Source organism: Micromonospora sp. NPDC052213 (genome assembly GCF_040679695.1).
Lineage (GTDB): Bacteria > Actinomycetota > Actinomycetes > Mycobacteriales > Micromonosporaceae > Micromonospora.
The window spans coordinates 25,687-42,231 of record NZ_JBFAVI010000028.1 but is presented as its reverse complement, the minus strand read 5'-3'; the positions used below and the strand labels follow the sequence as shown (position 1 = coordinate 42,231).

At 70.3% G+C, this 16,545-nt stretch carries 11 protein-coding genes; 7 read left to right on the top strand and 4 right to left on the bottom strand.

Features of this window, described 5'->3' with window-relative positions:
- The first annotated feature begins 16 nt into the window (after window positions 1-16).
- The 6 genes from AB0L34_RS10220 (at window position 17) to AB0L34_RS10195 (ending at window position 10,784) form a co-directional block, all read left to right on the top strand.
- The gene (locus tag AB0L34_RS10220) at window positions 17-1,276 is read left to right on the top strand and encodes an extracellular solute-binding protein (protein ID WP_363703636.1); all 1,260 of its coding nucleotides are present in this window, start codon (window positions 17-19) and stop codon (window positions 1,274-1,276) included.
- Between the two features lie 67 nt (window positions 1,277-1,343).
- Window positions 1,344-2,279, top strand: coding sequence for a sugar ABC transporter permease (locus AB0L34_RS10215; protein ID WP_363703634.1), 936 nt, complete (start codon window positions 1,344-1,346; stop codon window positions 2,277-2,279).
- Window positions 2,276-3,160 (top strand): carbohydrate ABC transporter permease, encoded by an 885-nt coding sequence (locus AB0L34_RS10210; RefSeq protein ID WP_363703632.1) that lies wholly within the window; start codon window positions 2,276-2,278, stop codon window positions 3,158-3,160. The genes AB0L34_RS10215 and AB0L34_RS10210 overlap by 4 nt, the downstream gene beginning before the upstream one ends.
- A 97-nt stretch (window positions 3,161-3,257) precedes the next feature.
- Window positions 3,258-5,330 (top strand): hypothetical protein, encoded by a 2,073-nt coding sequence (locus AB0L34_RS10205; RefSeq protein WP_363703630.1) that lies wholly within the window; start codon window positions 3,258-3,260, stop codon window positions 5,328-5,330.
- 85 nt (window positions 5,331-5,415) lie between these two features.
- A complete protein-coding gene (locus AB0L34_RS10200; RefSeq protein WP_363703628.1) occupies window positions 5,416-7,893 on the top strand; it encodes a hypothetical protein in 2,478 nt (825 codons plus the stop codon).
- Window positions 7,890-10,784: a hypothetical protein gene (locus AB0L34_RS10195; RefSeq protein ID WP_363703626.1), complete on the top strand. Its 2,895-nt coding sequence runs from the start codon at window positions 7,890-7,892 to the stop codon at window positions 10,782-10,784. The genes AB0L34_RS10200 and AB0L34_RS10195 overlap by 4 nt, the downstream gene beginning before the upstream one ends.
- Before the next feature lie 195 nt (window positions 10,785-10,979).
- Here the strand turns inward: AB0L34_RS10195 and AB0L34_RS10190 are convergent, their stop codons facing one another.
- The 3 genes from AB0L34_RS10190 to AB0L34_RS10180 form a co-directional block, all read right to left on the bottom strand.
- Window positions 10,980-13,979: a family 16 glycoside hydrolase gene (locus AB0L34_RS10190; protein ID WP_363703624.1), complete on the bottom strand. Its 3,000-nt coding sequence runs from the start codon at window positions 13,977-13,979 to the stop codon at window positions 10,980-10,982.
- 938 nt (window positions 13,980-14,917) lie between these two features.
- The gene (locus AB0L34_RS10185; protein WP_357458072.1) at window positions 14,918-15,076 is read right to left on the bottom strand and encodes a hypothetical protein; all 159 of its coding nucleotides are present in this window, start codon (window positions 15,074-15,076) and stop codon (window positions 14,918-14,920) included.
- Between the two features lie 278 nt (window positions 15,077-15,354).
- A complete protein-coding gene (locus tag AB0L34_RS10180; RefSeq protein ID WP_357458070.1) occupies window positions 15,355-15,726 on the bottom strand; it encodes a metalloregulator ArsR/SmtB family transcription factor in 372 nt (123 codons plus the stop codon).
- Window positions 15,727-15,987: 261 nt separating this feature from the next.
- On the opposite strand from AB0L34_RS10180, the gene AB0L34_RS10175 reads away from it, so the two are divergent.
- The gene (locus AB0L34_RS10175) at window positions 15,988-16,149 is read left to right on the top strand and encodes a hypothetical protein (RefSeq protein ID WP_363703622.1); all 162 of its coding nucleotides are present in this window, start codon (window positions 15,988-15,990) and stop codon (window positions 16,147-16,149) included.
- Between the two features lie 57 nt (window positions 16,150-16,206).
- Here AB0L34_RS10175 and AB0L34_RS10170 read toward each other — a convergent pair whose 3' ends face one another.
- Window positions 16,207-16,449, bottom strand: a complete 243-nt coding sequence (locus AB0L34_RS10170) for a hypothetical protein (RefSeq protein ID WP_363703620.1) — start codon at window positions 16,447-16,449, stop codon at window positions 16,207-16,209.
- Window positions 16,450-16,545: the final 96 nt, after the last annotated feature.

Below are 16,545 nucleotides of genomic sequence, written 5' to 3'. Positions count from 1 at the left end.
AGAAGGAGGGGGCGGCATGAGCGGTATTTCCAGGCTCCGATTGGGCGCCATGGTGCTGACGGTGACGCTGGCCGTCGCCGGCTGCAACGGCGGGGACAGCGCGATGCCGACGGACCCGGGCGCCGTCGAGGGTTCGGTGACCTTCTGGACCTACCCCATCGGGGACAGCGGCAAGGACAGCTACTGGGATCCGGTGGTCGAGCAGTTCAAGCAGAAGTACCCGAAGGTCGACGTCGACGTCGTGGTGCAACCGTTCACCAACCGCGAGGAAACCCTCGTCACGGCGATCGCCGGCAAGCAGGGCCCCGACGTCGTCTACTTCAACCCCGACTTCATCCCCAAGTTCGCCGTCGAGGGCGTGCTGGAGCCCGTCGAGGACGTCATCGCCGACGACCGGGACGACTTCACGCCGGCGGCGCTCGACGCGATGTCGTGGGACGGCAAGCTCTACGGCGTGCCGCTGCTGATGCAGGCGCTGATCGGCGTGTGCAACAAGCAGGTGCTCGCCGCGTCCGGGGTGGAGAAGTGCCCGGAGACCTGGGCGGACATCGAGCAGATGGCGCCGAAGGTGAAGGCGGCCGGATACGTCCCGACCGACTACGTGGCCGCCCAGACCCTGACCCTCAACCACAGCTTCTACCCCTACCTGTGGCAGGCCGGCGGTGAGGTCCTGACCGCCGACGGCAAGAAGGCGGCGTTCAACAGCCCCGAGGGGCTGCGGGCCCTGGAGTTCGTCAAGAAGCTGGTCGACAACGGGTGGACCTCGCAGCAGAGCCTGACCACGGCCGAGACGCTGGAGCAGAGCGCGCTGGGGCAGGGCAAGCAGGCCTACTCGCCCAACAACACGACCGCCAGCCTGGCGAAGCTGTTCAAGCCGGAGGAGTTGGTGGTCAGCCAGCCGCTCACCGACAAGGTGCAGGTCGCCGCCGGCTCGGTGGGTGGGCTGTCGGTGCTGGCCGGCAGCGACGCCAAGGCCGCGTCGAAGGCGTGGATCGACTTCCTGACCAGCCCGGAACACATGCGGTCCTTCGACCAGAAGAACGGCTACTACGCGCCGAGGAAGTCCGTCACGGGGCTGTACGCGGACAACCCGGGGATGGCCGAGGGCGAGAAGCACCTGGACGTCATCCGGTCGGGCGTCATCCACCCGAAGGCGCGCGAGATCATGAACCTGATCAAGCCGCACCTGCAGGCCGTGCTGCTCGGCAAGACCGCACCCGGGGACGCGCTCGCCGCGGCGGAGAAGGACGTCAACGCGCTCCTCGAGCGCCGCTGATTCACATTCGACGGTCGCAGGCGTGGCCGTGCCCGGCACGCCTGCGACCACCGGCGAAGGAGGTGTGGTGAGCGAGCAGGCCGTAGGGACAGTCCAGCCAGTGCCGCAGTCGGGGGCACGACGCGCGAGAAGGCCCTGGTGGCGCTCGCGGGCCGCCTTCGCCGGCTACCTGTTCATCCTGCCGTACGTTCTCTTCTTCCTGGTGTTCCGGATCATCCCCGCGGTCATGGGCATGTTCCTCAGCCTGGGCGACTACGGGATCGCCGGCACCTTCACCTTCGTGGGGACGGAGAACTTCACCCGGCTGTTCGACGATTCGCTGTTCTGGAACTCGCTGAAGGTCACCGCCTACTACACCCTGCTCACCATCCCGCTGAGCGTGGGTGTGTCCCTGGCGATGGCGACGCTGTGTGACCGGACCCTGCGCGGGATGAGCATCTACCGCTCCATCTTCTTCCTCCCGGTCGTCACCAGCACGGTCATGTCCGGAATCATCTGGGTGTGGATCTTCGAGGTCGACGGTCCGCTCAACTGGCTGCTCAACCTCGTCGGCATCCCGGACGTGGGCTGGTTGCAGAGCGAGGCCATGGTCATCCCCGCGCTGGCGATCGTGAGCGCGTGGAAGGGCTTCGGCTACAACATGCTCATCCTGCTCGCCGGAATGCTCGCCATCCCCAACGAGTACTACGAGGCCGCCCACGTCGACGGGGCCGGGTGGCGGCGCCGTTACTGGCACGTCACGCTGCCGCTGCTGAAGCCGGCCCTCTTCTTCGTCCTGGTCCTGGAGATCATCGGATCCTTCCAGGTGTTCGACACCATCTACGTGATGACCGGTGGCGGGCCGGTACGCGCCAGCTACTCGCTGACGTACATGATCTACGACCAGGGCTTCGGCTACTTCGACTTCGGTTACGCCAGCGCCGCCGGCGTCGTCCTGCTGGTCATCACCCTCATCACCTCGCTGATCCAGCACCGCCTGATGAACAAGGGGAAGTCGGCATGAGCACCACGGTCGCGCACGCCCCCGCCCCACCGACGGCCAGCGCGCCGCAGACTCCCGTACGACGGCCCGACCGGCGGCGGCGCCGGGCCCTGTGGATGCACGTCCCGCTGGCGCTCTGCGCGGTGGTGACGTTCTTCCCCTTCTGGGCGATGCTCGTGCTGTCCCTGCAACCGAAGCAGGGCGTGGAGCTGCCGGGCTCGTTGCTGCCGGACAGCATCTCCTTCGACGCGTACGCCGACGCCCTCGGCAGCAACCAGGTGTACGAGTGGGCCCTCAACTCGGCGGTCTACTCGTTGGCGTCGGTGGTCCTCGTCCTGCTCTTCGCCTCGATGGCGGGCTACGCGTTCGCCAAGAAGCGGTTCCTGGGCAGGGAGTTCGTCTTCTGGTTGTTCGTCGCGATGCTCATGGTGCCGGGGCACCTGACGCTCATCCCGCTGTTCATCATGGTGTCGGAGATGGGTGGCCTGGACACGATGTGGGGGATGGTCGTGCCCACCATCGCCAACGCCCAGGCCATGTTCCTGATGCGGCAGTTCATCCAGGAGATCCCCGACGAGTTGATCGAGGCGGCCCGCATCGACGGCGCGAGCGAGTTCCGGGTCTACTGGTCGATCATCCTGCCGCAGACCAAGCCGATCATGGCCACGCTCGGCACCTTCGTCTTCCTGTGGCACTGGAACGACTTCCTCTGGCCCCTGGTGTCCCAGCGCAGCCCCGGCAACTACGTGCTGACGGTGGGTCTGAACAGCCTCCAGGAGCAGGACACCGAACTGGCCACCACGATGGCCGCCTCCGTCATCACCTTCGTCCCCACCGTCGTGGTCTTCGTCCTCCTGCAGCGGTTCTTCGTCCGCGGCGTGATGATGAGCGGCCTCAAGTAGCGGCGTCCCGCGCTCAGCGGCACGCCCTTCCACCTGTCTCTGCCATCGATTGCAGTAATCGCGAGGCGCAATCCGGACGAACAGAAGAGGTGCCCTTATGCGATCGCTCCTGCCCAGCGGACTCCGGCGAGGCTCGGTCGTCCTCGCCGCCTGTCTCCCGCTTCTCCTGCTGACGACCACCGCCGCCCCGGCGGCACCCCCCGCTGTCGTGGCGACCGCCGGTCAGGTCACCGACCTGGGACCGGCGCTCTACACGGTGAACGTCCGCAACGCCGAATTCGGCACGCTGCCCGACGGCACGCCGGTGGCCTACGCGATCTCCAACGGCACCCCGGCCAGCTTCACCGTCGTCGACGCCCGTGACGGCAGGCGGATCACGGCCGTCCCGCTGGACGGCTACACCGTCGGCGGGTGGGTGGAGCTGGCGCCCGACGGCACCGTCTACTTCTCCGTACGCGCCCCCACGCCAGCGGCCGTGTTCCGCTTCCACCCCGACACCCTGCGGCTGGAGCATCTCGGCGGGATCGCCGGGGAGACGGCCCTCTACTCGGCCACCTTCGACGCGAACGGCGTGCTGTACTTCGGCACCTACCCGCACGCGAAGCTCGTGTCGTTCGACCCGGCGACCGGCCGGTTCCGCGACTACGGCAGCCTCACCACCGACGCCGCCTACGTCTTCTCGGTCGGGATCGTGGCAGGCAAGGTCTGGGCCGGCACCGGACCGGTGCCCCACCTCTACCAGGTCGATCCGCTATCCGGTCAGACCACCGAGATGTCGGTGCCCGCGTCCCTGCTCGAGAACACCGACTGGTTCATCGGCATCGAGCCCCGCGACGACCTGGTCTTCGTGCGGCTCTCCCCACGCGGCACGTACGACATGGCGGTGTACGACCTGAGGCGCGAGCGGTGGCTTGACCAGGTCATCGGCAACACCTTCGGCGCGGAACCCACCGCCCAGGGGCGCGACGGCACCTTCTACCTGATGGCCGGCGGAACCCTCACCGGCTACCAGGTGCCCGCCCGCCGCCGCGTCTCGACCGGCTTCGAGGACAGCACCCTGCCGGCCCAGCTGGCCGACGCCGTGGGCACGTACGGAATGAGCCTCGTCGACCTGCGCGAACCGCTCTTCCCCGGCGAGACCGTGGTGGGCATCGACACCGATGGCCGCCTCTGGCACTACAACCTCGCCACCAGACGGTCCCGGATCGTCCCCGCCGACGTGCTGGGCTCGCCCGCCGGGGCGCACAGCATGGGCGTCGGCCCCGACGGCACCGTGTACATGGGCGCCTACCTCAGCAGCGGCGTGATGAGCCGGATCGACCAGGAGTCGCAGCAGGTCGAGCAGGTCCGCGGGCCCAAGCAGGCCGACGCGATCGTCAGCCACGACGGGACGATCGCGGTGAGCTCCTATCCCGGTGCCGTCGTGCACACCGGCGACCCGGCGCAGCCCTGGGCCTGGGGCACCAATCCGCGCAAGGTGCTGGAGCTCGGCCGGGGCGAGCCGCACTTCCAGGACCGGATCTTCGCCATGACCTCGGCGGGGGAGCGGCTCGCGGTCGGCAGCGTCCCGGACTACGGGCAGCTCGGCGGCGCGCTGACCCTCGTCGACCCCGCCACCGGGGCCGCCGAGGTCCACCGCGACGTCGTCGACGACCAGAGCGTCGTGTCGCTCGCCTACCGGGACGGGGTCGTCTACGGCGGTACGTCGATCCACGGCGGGCTGTCCAGCGCGCCGACGCAGGACCAGGCGCGGCTGTTCGCCTGGGACGTGGCCGCTCGCCGGCTCGCGTGGAGCGACGTGGTCGTGCCGGGCGCGACGGTCATCCACGAGCTCGAGTTCGGCCCAGACGGCCTGCTGTGGGGGATGGCCGACGACGGCACCGTCTTCGCGTACGACCCGGGTCAGCGGATGGTGCTCCGGTCGGTCGCGACCGGCCTGCGCAACACCAACACCTGGGGCCGGGTCTCGTCGCTGTACCACCGCCCGGCCGACGGGCTCTTCTACGGCAACGCCGGCGGCCGGCTCTTCCGGTTCGACCCGACGACGCTGGCGATCGAGGTGCTCGTCGAGTCCGGCGTACGGGAGTCGGCGATGGACGGGCAGGGCCGGATCTACTTCGCCGACGCCACCCACGTCTACCGCTTCGATCCCGCGACGACACACCAGTAGCGCCCACCCCGGCCCGCTCGCCCCGGCGAGCGGGCCGGCCCGTTTCGCCCATCGTCCCGTCCCGCGTCGACCGAAAGGTGACACCATGCCAGGTTCATCCAGACCCGGCCCACGCATCCGCCGCAGGGCGTTGCTCGCCCTGCTCCTGGGCGCGGCGGTACTCGCCGCCCTCACCGGTCCCGCACACGCGTCGCCCGTACCCGAGACGAGCGGCACCGCTGCCGCGCAGCACGACCCGATGGCCGAGTTCGTGGACCTCGGCTCGATGTACACGGCCAACGTCCGGCTCGCGGCGATGGACGTACGCCCCGACGGCACCCCCGTCGTCTACGGCTTCAGCGACGGCACCCCGGTGAGCTTCAACGCCATCGACGCCCGCACCGGCGAGCTGCTGCACACCACGACCTTTCCGGGCTACACCGTCGCCAGTTCCATCGTGGTGGACGACTCCGGGCTGGTCTACCTCAGCGTCCGGGCGCCCAACGACGGCACCCTGTGGCGGTACGACCCCGCAACCGACCAGGTGACCCGGATCGCCACGGGGGTGGTCGGTGAGGGGATGCTGCGGACGCTGCTGATCAGGGACGGCATCCTCTACGGCACCACCTACCCGGACGCCAAGGTCTACTCCTACGACCCCGCCACCGGGGCGTTCCGCGACTACGGCGGTATGACGACCGACGGGGACTACGCCTGGGGCTTCGACGAGGTCGACGGCAAGCTCTGGGTCGGCACGGGCGCCGTCCCGCACCTGTTCAGCCTCGACCCGGCCACCGGCGGGAAGACCGAGATCCCGCTGCCGGAGCCCGTGGCGACGAGGGCCAGCTTCATCAACCGGGTCACCCGCCACGGCGACCTGGTGTTCGTGCAGTACTCACCGACCCTGGACGGTCGCAACCACCTCGTCTACGACCTCTCCGCCGGGCGTTGGTGCTGCACCGACACGGTCGGGCAGCCGATCGCCTTCGGACACATGACCCGTGGTGCGGTGGACGGCCGCTTCTTCTACGCCTCCGGCGCCACGGTCCAGGGTTACGACGTCGCCACCCGGCAGACGACCTCCATCGGTTGGGAGGGCAGCCCCCTCGCCGCGGCGCTCGGCACCACCCGTGCCTTCGAGCCGATGCGACTCGGCACCCCGCAGTTCCCGGGCACGACCCTGGTGGGCATGCGCGGAGACGGCACGATCTGGCGGTACAACCTGCAGAACCGTACCGGCGACATCCTGCCGAACGTCATCCAGAGCACGCCGGCGACGGTCCACTCCGTCGGCACCGGCCCCGACGGAAACGCGTACTTCGGCGCCTACCTGAGCGCCGGCGTCATGGCCCGGGTCAACCGGGAGACGGGCCAGCTCGAGCAGCTGTCGGGGCCGAAGCAGGCCGACAGCATCACCACCCACGGCAACCGGATCGTGGTGGGCAGCTACCCCGGCGCGGAGTACTACGCGGGCGAGGTCGGCGGTGACGTCGCCTGGGACTGGGGCAGCAACTCCCGGCACCTGTTCTCGCTCGGCCGCGCCGAGTTCGGGCAGGACCGGCCGGTGACCCTCGTGTCGGCCGGTGACCTGGTGGTCGGCGGCACCGTCCCCGACTACGGGGAGCTGGGCGGCGGTCTCGTGGTCTTCGACCCGGGCAGCGGGGCGTACCAGTTCCACCGCGACGTCGTACCGGACCAGAGCGTGACCGCGCTGACCACGGTCGGTGGGCTCGTCGTCGGCGGCACCTCGATCCACGGCGGGCTGTCGAGCACCCCGACGCAGGAGCGGGCCGAACTCTTCGTCTGGGACGTCGAGGCCGGTGAGAAGGTCTGGAGCGGCCCCGTGGTGGGCGGCGGCGCCGTGGTCCAGGCGCTCACCGCCGGCCCGGGTGGCATGGTGTGGGGCCTGGTCGGGGACGGCACCGTCTTCGAGTTCGACCCGCGCACCCGCACCGTCACCCGGTCCTTCGACTCCGGATTCGCCGACGGCAACCAGTGGGGCTTCCGCACCGAGCTGTTCTACCGCGCCGCGGACGCCCGCTTCTACGGCAACGCCGGCGGAAAGCTGTTCTGGTTCGACCCGCGGACCCTGGAACACGGGCTGGTCCTGGCGCAGGACGTCCGCATCGCCGGCATGGACCGCGACGAGACGATCTACGTCGCGAACAACACCAACGTGTTCCGGTGGGAGCCCGCCGACGACCCGCGCGACTGCGACGCGACGGTCAACGGTACGCACGACGGCCCACTCCGGGTCACCGCGGGCAAGACCTGCGTCACCGACGCGGTGGTCGACGGTCCCGTCCAGGTCGACGCCGGGGCGAGTGTCCGGATCGAGGATTCCCACGTGCACGGTGGCGTCACCACGGACCAGGCCCGGGTGGTGAGCATCGCCCGGTCCCGCGTCGACGGAGCGGTGTCGATCACGCGTACCGGCGGACGTGTGCTGCTGTCCGGCAACACCATCGACGGCGCGCTCGCCTGCGCGGAGAACGGCTGGGCGCCGACCGACGACGGCGTCCGCAACGCGGTGACCGGGCAGGTGTCAGGGCAGTGCGTCGCACTGAAGGGAGAGTCGTCATGACCGACAACCGACGGAGCCGGGCCTGGGCCCGGTGGATGCTGAGCGCGGTGGTGCTGGCGCCGGTCGCGCTCGTGGCGCCACCCGCGAGCGCCGGTACGACCGCAGTGACCGCGGGCACCAGCGGGAACCTGCTGGCGAACGCGAGCTTCGAGGAGGTGGGTCCGGACGGCCTGCCCACGGGCTGGGCCCCGGTGTGGCCCGGCTCCGAGAAGTACTACTCCCTCGACGACACCGACGCCAGCGACGGAGACCGGAGCCTGCGGGTGCGCGACGCGAGCACGACTGCCGGCGCGGGGCTGCGAGCCGCGCGCGTGCCGGTGACCGGGGGCGTGAGGTACGCGTTCTCGATGGACCTCAAGCTCGCCAGCGGCGTGCTGCAACCGACGGTCTACTTCTACGACTCCGCCGGCGCCAGGGTCGCCCAGCCGTACCAGGTGCTGCGTCCGGCGCCCGGGGCGTGGGACCGCCAGGTGGCGACGTTCACGGCGCCGGCCGACGCGGTCAGCGCGGAGCCGCTGGTCTACTCCAGTTCGGTCGGTACCGTCGACGGCCTCGTCGACTCGGTCGCGTTCGCCGCCACCGGCCCCGGTCCACAGCCGCCGGCCGGTGTCGAGCAGGATCTGGGCGAGCCGATCGCCGGCATCACCAACGCCGGGGCGGGCTACACCACCGACTCGGCCGGACGGGACATCGGGGTGGTCATCGGCGGCGGCAGTCCCTCGACGTTCAGCGCGGTGGACATCGTGACCGGTGCGCGCCTGATGAGCCGGACGATGCCGAACGTGATCATGTCCTGGTCGTTCGTCACGACCGCCGACCGCGACATCTACATCGGCACCCAGACCAAGGGGGAGGTGTGGCGGTTCGACCCGGACGACCTCACCCTCGAACTCGTCGCCACCGCGCCGTTCGGTCAGACGCACCTGTGGTCGGCGACCCTCGACGACCGCGGCCGGCCGGTGTGGGGCACCTATCCGGACGGCAAGGTGATCGCCTACGACCCCGCCACGGGGCAGTGGCAGGACTACGGGGTGCAGGTCGACGGCAACATCTACGTGCGCAGCATCGACTCCGACGGTCGGTACGTGTACGCCGGTGGCGGCGCACTGCGGGCCAGCCTCACCCGCCTCGACACGCACACCGGCGAGATCCGGGAGATCCCGCTGCCACCCGGGCACGACGCCGACACCTTCCTCTACGACGTGACCGTCTCCGGCGGGCTGCTCTTCGCCCGGCCGACGCCCTCGACCGACCTGCTCGTCTACTCGCTGACCGAGCAGGCATGGGTGGACGTCGTACCCCAGGTCGTGGGTCTGGCGGTGTCTCCCGAGGTGAGCACCGAGGACAGCGGCGTGCGCCGGCGCGAGGCGCTGATCGCGCCGATCGACGGTGCGGTGATCGCCTACGACCTCGACACCCGGCAGCAGCGCCGGATCTCCATGAACCTCCAGGGATCCGCGGCCCGTGGCTGGGCCCTGATGGAGCTGGGCACCGACGGGTTCCCCGGCACGTCCGTGGTGACCGCGACCAGCAAGTCGATCTTCCACGCCTGGAACCCCGCCACCGGGCGGACGGCCGCGGTGCGCGCCGACGCGGAACTGACGCCGTTCCTGATCCGGTCGATGGCGACCGGCCCGCGCGGCGACATCTACGTCGGCGGGTACGGATCCCCGCCGGGGATCGCCCGGGTGGACGTGGACAGTGGCGCGACCGAGCCGCTCAACGGTGTCGGACAGACCGAGGGGCTCGTCGCCCACGGCGACCGCCTCGTCTTCGGCACCTACCCCGGTGCGCGGATCTACACCTACGACACCACCCGGCCGTGGGATCCGGCGACGAACCCGGTGACGGCCCGGGACCGGGTCGTCTCGCTGGGCAGTCACCAGGATCGACCACTCGGCTGGGCCAGCGCCGGTGACGTCGTGGCCATCGGCTCGATGCCGGACTACGGGCAACTCGGGGGAGCGCTGTCCCTGTTCAACCCGTCGACCGGCGACCTGCGGGTGTTCCGCGACGTCGTCAAGGACCAGACCCCGCTCGCCCTGGCCTACCGGGACGGCCTCGTCTACGGCGGCACCGGCATCTGGGGCGGCATCGGCATCGAACCGACCACCAGCGAGGGCAAGCTGTTCGTCTTCGACCCGGCGACCGGGAAGGTGGTGTTCGAGACCGTGCCCGTCCCGGGAGAGGAGAACGTCTCGGCCCTCACCTTCGACGACGACGGCAACCTGTGGGGCTTCACCGCGAACGCGCTGTTCAAGTTCGACCCCGACACCCGCACGGTGGTGCTCCGCAGGACCTACTTCGGCGTGGACGACAGCAAGATCTACGCGACCGGCCGGGAGCTCTTCTGGCACCACGGGAAGCTCGTCGGCACCTCGACCGGCCGCCTCTTCGAGATCGACCCCGCGACCCTGGAGATGACGGTCCTGCAGAGCGGGATGCAGAACCTGGCCATCGACCGCAACGGCACCTACTACTACAACCGGGGCAGCACCCTGTACCGGTGGGTGCCGGAGCCCGTGGCGCCCGCCTGCGACCGGACGGTCACCGGAACGCACCACGGCGACCTCGCCGTCTCGGCCGGGACGACCTGTGTCCGGAACGCCGACGTCCGCGGCGACATCGTCGTACGCCCCGGCGCGGGCGTACTCGTGGAGGATTCACAGCTGCAGGGCGGGGTGGAGGCCGACCACGCGCGCGCCGTGTGGCTCCGCCGGGCCCAGGTCCGCGGCGCGGTGAGCGTGGCCGGCACCGGCGGCTGGGTGGTGCTGTCGGGCAACCGGATCGCGGGATCACTGACCTGCACCGGGAACGACAGCGACCCGACCGACCGGGGCGAGCCCAACAGCGTCACCGGCGACAGCCTGGGGCAGTGCGCCGGCATGTGACGGCGGCGGCACCGCCGGCGGGGGGGGGCCCGGTGAGGGGGGGGCCCCCCCCCCCGGCGGGGGGGCGCCGGCCCGCCCCGCCGCCGGGCATCACCACGAACGGCGCCCCGAGCCGTCGGGGTGGCCGCTGCGGCCGCCAGGCGGGCGGCCGGGCCGGCGAACCGGTCCCGGCCGTCCGCATTCTGGCCGCTGGAACTACAGGTCGAGCGGCTCGATCCAGATGTTGCGGTATTGGACGGGGTTGCCGTGGTCCTGCAACCGGATGGCGCCCGTCGCCGGGCCCTCCGGGCGGTTGCCTCCCGTCGGGCCGAGGATCTCGACGTCGTCGTGCACCGTGACGCCGTTCCACACGACGGTGACGCGCGCGTTCTGGACCTTGTTGCCGGCCGCGTCGTAGCGGGCCTGCCGGTAGACGATGTCGTACGTCTGCCAGGTCTGGGGCGGCAGCGCCGCGTTCACGTCGGGGGCCTTCTGGTTGTAGATGGCCGCGGCGTCGTTGATCTGGGGCGGGTCGATGCCGAACGAGTCCAGCACCTGGATCTCGTAGCGCTCCTGTAGGTACACGCCGCTGTTGGCGCGTGCCTGGCCGGTCACGTCCGGCGGGTACAGCGGCAGGTTGAACTCGACGTGCAGGCGGAAGTCGCCGAAGGCCTGCACCGTGCGCAGGTCCCCGTTGCGCACCGTCATGGCGCCGTCGGCAACCGTCCATCCGGGTTCGCGTCCGTCGCTGTGCTGCCACTCGGTGAGCCCTCCACCGTCGAACAGCGTGATGCGCTCGCCGTGCGGCCGGACGGCGAGCACGTCGAGGTTCACGTGCCCGGAGTCCGCGGCCTCCTTGCGGTACTCGACCAGGTTGCGGCCCTTGTCCAGGCGTACGGTGGTGGTGACGGTGCCCCACTCCTTCCAGGTCACCGTGGAGGGAAAGACCGTCTGTCCCACCCGGGCACCGTTGACGTACAGGCTCAGCTGCTTCTCGCCCGAGTAGGGGTTCGGGCCGTTGCTGTAGCGCATCGCCAGGTCGTACGTCCCGCTCTCCCGCACGTCGACGGAGATGCTGGTCGACGAGCCGTTCTGGGCGAACCCGGCGGCGAAGCCGGCACCGGAGTAGGCGGCGTGGTCGGTGGCCATGCCGACGCCGACGGTGCGGCCCTCCTCGGCCTCGAAGAACGTCTGCGGCTGCACCACGCGACCCGGGATCTCGTTGAGCGTGTACCAGGCCTCAGTGTTCCACAGCTCCTCGCCGCCAGCCGAGGAGAACGGACGCGGGGAGCGCACGTGCACCACGCGGTTCTCCTTCAGTCCCGCGATCCGCAGCTCGACGGTGCGGCCGTCCGCCGACAGTTCGGCCTTGGTCACCTTGAGCGTCTCCAGCTCGAGCTTGGGCCCGCCGTACTGGCTCGTCGCACCGTAGCGCCACTGCGTCACCTGGTACGCGTCGGCGAGCCTCTGCGCGGTCTCGGCCGACAGCGGCTCGGTGTACTCCAGCTCGAACCCGACATGCGACGCGCGCATCTGCTTGACCTCGAAGACCGAGGTGCCGTTGGGCGTGAGCTTCTGCAGGCCGTACGTCAGCTTGCCCTCCTGGCCCCAGTTGCCGCCGGCGCCCAGGCCTCCCACGTAGAGCGCGCCGTCGGGGCCGAGGGTCACCTCGTTGATGCCGGACTCCAGTCCCTGCGTGTGCCGGAACACCGCGCCCTGGTACTGCCCCTCGACCCTTTCGAGGAACACTCGTTGCAGGCCGCCGTAGGTCACATCGCCGACGACCAGTTGCCCCGCGTACGGACCCTGCTTCAGCAGCACGGGGGTGGACGGCGAGTTTCCGATCTCGTTCTGCGGAAGCCAGACGACGGGACGGGTCACCGGCTTGTCGTCGAACCGACCCGCCGGCGTCGTGTAGTGGTTGTAGAACGCTCCTTGCTGGATCTCGACCAGCTTGGACGCCGGCAGCCAGCCCCCCTGGTTGTCCGTGACGAAGACCTCGCCGCGTGGACCCCAACCGATCCCGTTCGGAGTGCGCAGCCCCCCGGCGACATACGTGATCTCGCCCGTCGCGGCGTTCACCTTGATCGAGGTGCCGCGGTCCGGCGCGGGCTGGGGCACCGTGGTGGCACCGCCGTAGTTGATGGCGACCGACAGGTTGAGATAGAAGTACCCGTCCCGGTGGAGCAGGCCGAACGCGAACTCGTGGAAGTTGCGGCCCCACGGCCAGGTCGCAACCGTCCGGTGGTCATCCGCGTCGCCGTCGCCGTCGGTGTCGCGCAGGGCCGTCAGCTCGTGCTTCTGGCTGACGTAGACGGTTCCGTCGACCACCGCCACCCCCTGGGGTTCGCGCAGCCCCTCGGCGAACCTGCGGTAGGTCACCTGTGCGGGGCCGCCCTTCCCGCTGACGCCCTCGACCACGTAGACCTCGCCGGTCATGTTGTCGGTGCCGCCCCAGGTGGAGATGACCAGGTCCCCGTCGGGCATGAAGTCCATGCCGGTGACCTGCGGCCGGAAGCCCTCGGGACGCAGGTCGGTGAGGGTGTACCCCGGGTGCACCCGGTCGAGGGGCAGGCCGTCGCCGGCCGAGTCGGTTGCCCCCTCGCAGTACTTCCAGCCGGGGGCGGTGACGCGCACGACGCCTGCGTCGGTGCTCAGCGCGGAGGTCGGCACGAGTTCGAAGCCGTCGGCGCCGGGGCGCCGCCACTCGAGCCGCAACACCTGACCGCCGCCGTTGTCGAAGAACTCGACGAACAACGGGTGCAGGCCGCCGCTCAGGGTGACCGATCCCTCCCGGGAGGTCTCGCCGTGCAGGCCGTCGTGGTCGACGACGAGCTGGTCGCCGATCGTCAGGCGTGACCCGTCGTCGCTGGTGAGCCGGAACGTGTAGGCACCGTCGGTGGGCACCGCGAGGTTGGCGGTCACGTGGCTGATGAACCGGTCGGACAGGCCGAACTCGTCCGTAGCGGTCCAGTTGATCTGCGGCATGAGCTTGTCGACGTTCGGCGTCTGCGCGGGCTTCAGGGTGCACAGCGCCGACAGCGGGACACCCATGTCGTACGAGCGCAGGGTGACGCCCGGTTCCTGCGGCGGAACCTCGGCGGTGGCGGGTGCGGCGGTGGCCGGAGTGACGGGGGCCGCGGCGAGCAGGGTCGCCGCGGCGGCGGTCGCGGCCGCGAGCGCGGCTCGACGCCGCCGTTGTTTCGGTGCGGTCATGGTTCCTCCTGGGGCATACGGGAAGAGCCGTGCAACTTTTCTCCCCTGGACCGGTCGATACGCTCCCGCGAGACAAAAGATCGATGGGTGACGTTATCACTTTCCATCGATGCATCGGAACTTTTGGATGGCGGAAGGGAAAGTCGGTCGCAGGCGTGACCATCAGGTCGGGGGTGCAGCTCAACAGGGTGGTCATGACCGGGGTGCCCGGAGCTGCCGCAGGGCTGCGCGCGGGAGCGCGGCGTCGCTCATGCAACGGAGCTTCCCCGGCGTCCCGGGCGTCGGCAGGAGGCCCACCTACCCGCCGAAACGGCCGTTCGGGATCAAGGCGCCGCGCAGGTGCGGCGCAAGCTGGCCGCACTCGGCCCGCTGGCGGCCTCCGGCGGGCATCGGCCGCTCGCGGCCAACCGGGCTCGCGCTACGCACCGGAGGCCATGATCGCGGCCTCTATGCGCAGTCCGACGCCTGTGAGGACAAGGAGCGCGGCGAGGAAGTGCGGCTCGGTCAGCCCTGAGTCGCTGGAGATCGTGAGCACGGAGATCAGCAGGCCCGACAGCAGTGCGGTAGTGCCTACTACTCGCGTGGTGGCAGCTCGCCGAGAGTGAAGGTCCACGGCGGGACCGTACCGGACGTCGGGGAAGGGGCCTGGCCGCGTCCAAAACCGCACGTCAGTGGGATGGCCGCGCGGGCGCATCGGGGGTCCGAGCCCGTCGTAGGTCGTCCGGAGATGCCGTCGGCTGGAGGCTGGGCTGGTGCGGGTCATGGCCCTGCCAGGCGTTCGAACGCCCGTACTGACCGTGTGGGGGCGGCAGGGCGGCCGGTGAGGTGTGTGTCGGGAGTCTTCGGGTGGGGCGGCAGGGAACCCGGAAAACGATCAGTTGAGAACCGCGAGCGGTGCCGGCCCGCCTTTCAGCGGGTGCCGGCACCGTTCGCGTCTGTCACCGCTTGGCCTGGTGTTTGGCCATCTGCGGCTGTTCGCCCTTGCCGACTCTCCGCAGGGCCTCGCGCAGCTGCTCCTCTGTCATCTTGGAGTTACCCTCGATGCCCGCGTTGTGCGCCTGCTGGCGGAGTTCGTGCAGCCGTTCCCGGTCACCCATGTCGGCCTCCCCGTGGTGCGGTGGCGCGGGCGGCTCCGCGCGCCACTCCGTTCGTCGTCTTCCCGGGTGGGCCGTGCGCAAACGGCCTCAAGTCGGTGCCCCGCCCGCCTCGGGTGGTCGGGTGCCTTGTGTCGGTGCTGTGGGTGATGACGCTGGTGATCAGCACGAGGCGCATGTTGATCCGTCCGGGCGCCGGCGAGGATCCACGAGGCGCAGGACGATCCGCACCGGATCGTCCTGTCGGCGTGCTACGACGGCGCGGTCCTCGACAGTGCCGCTCAGCGGGCCTTCTTCGTCGCCCGCTTGCGGGGTGGCGTCAACAGGTCGGCTATCGCCGCGATCGCGGACGGCACCAGGCGGTAGTACGCCCAGACGCCGCGCTTCTCGCGCTCGAGCAGGCCGGCCTCGGTGAGGATCCGAAGGTGATGACTCACGGTCGGCTGGGAGAGATTGAGCGGCGCGGTGAGGTCACTGACGGACGCCTCGCCCTCCGGAGCGGACTGGATCAGACTGAGCAGTCGCAGTCGGGCCGGATCGGCGAATGCTTTCAGCACTCCCGCGAGCCGCTCGGCATCGGCACGCTTGATCGGCTCACCAGCGAGCGGCGAGACAGCAGGCATGGCAGTTTTCGCAGTTCCCACGCCTTCCATCGTTCCACCAACACCATCGATAGGGCGGCGAATCGCGATCAGTACCCCGATGGCGATCGGGACCGGTTGGGAGGGGAGTTGGGGGTGGGGCGGCGAGCAGCCGCCCGGCCGCGCGGGTGAGGCAGGCCGCCGCCCGGTCGTTCTCCGCGCACACCGCCGCCGCCGCCGTGGCGAGGAGTTCGGCCGCGTCCGGCAGCCCGGCGACGACGGCGAGTTCGGCCGCGGGCGGCCCGGGGCGTACGGCTCGTACCTGCTCTGCGGGTGGTCGCCGAAGGCGCGCTCGGCCAGCGCCGCCGCCTCGCCCAGCCGACCGGTGTGCACGGCGACGCGCGCGTCCACGAAGGCGAGGAACGGGACCAGGCTGGGCAGGTGCCCGGCGTCGGCGAGGCCGGTGACCTGAAGCGCGGCACCGCCACCGGCTGAAGCTCTCGCCGTCGCCGAGCAGACCGTGCGCGGGCGCGGCCGCCAGGAAACCCACGTTCACGGCTGGCGGACGAAGTCGATCTCGACCGATGCGAAGAACGGCTCAACGCTGACGCACTGCCAGCCGATCGGCTCCACGGCGTTGATGATCAAGTCGATCTCCTTGCGGATGCGTTTCATCGACACCCTGCGGCGGGTATCGATGTCGAAACCGGCACTGAACGTGACGTCGCCCTGGTTGAAGGCGGTTCTGGCGTCCGAGACGAGCTTCTGCATACGCCACGCATGTATCAGCCCCATGTCGGCTCCTCTCCGAGGCGAATCGGTCGGGTGGGCGGTGGTTGCCGCCCGCTGTCCACCCAAGCGGGTCGATCCGCTCGGCCATCGTCGGCGTGC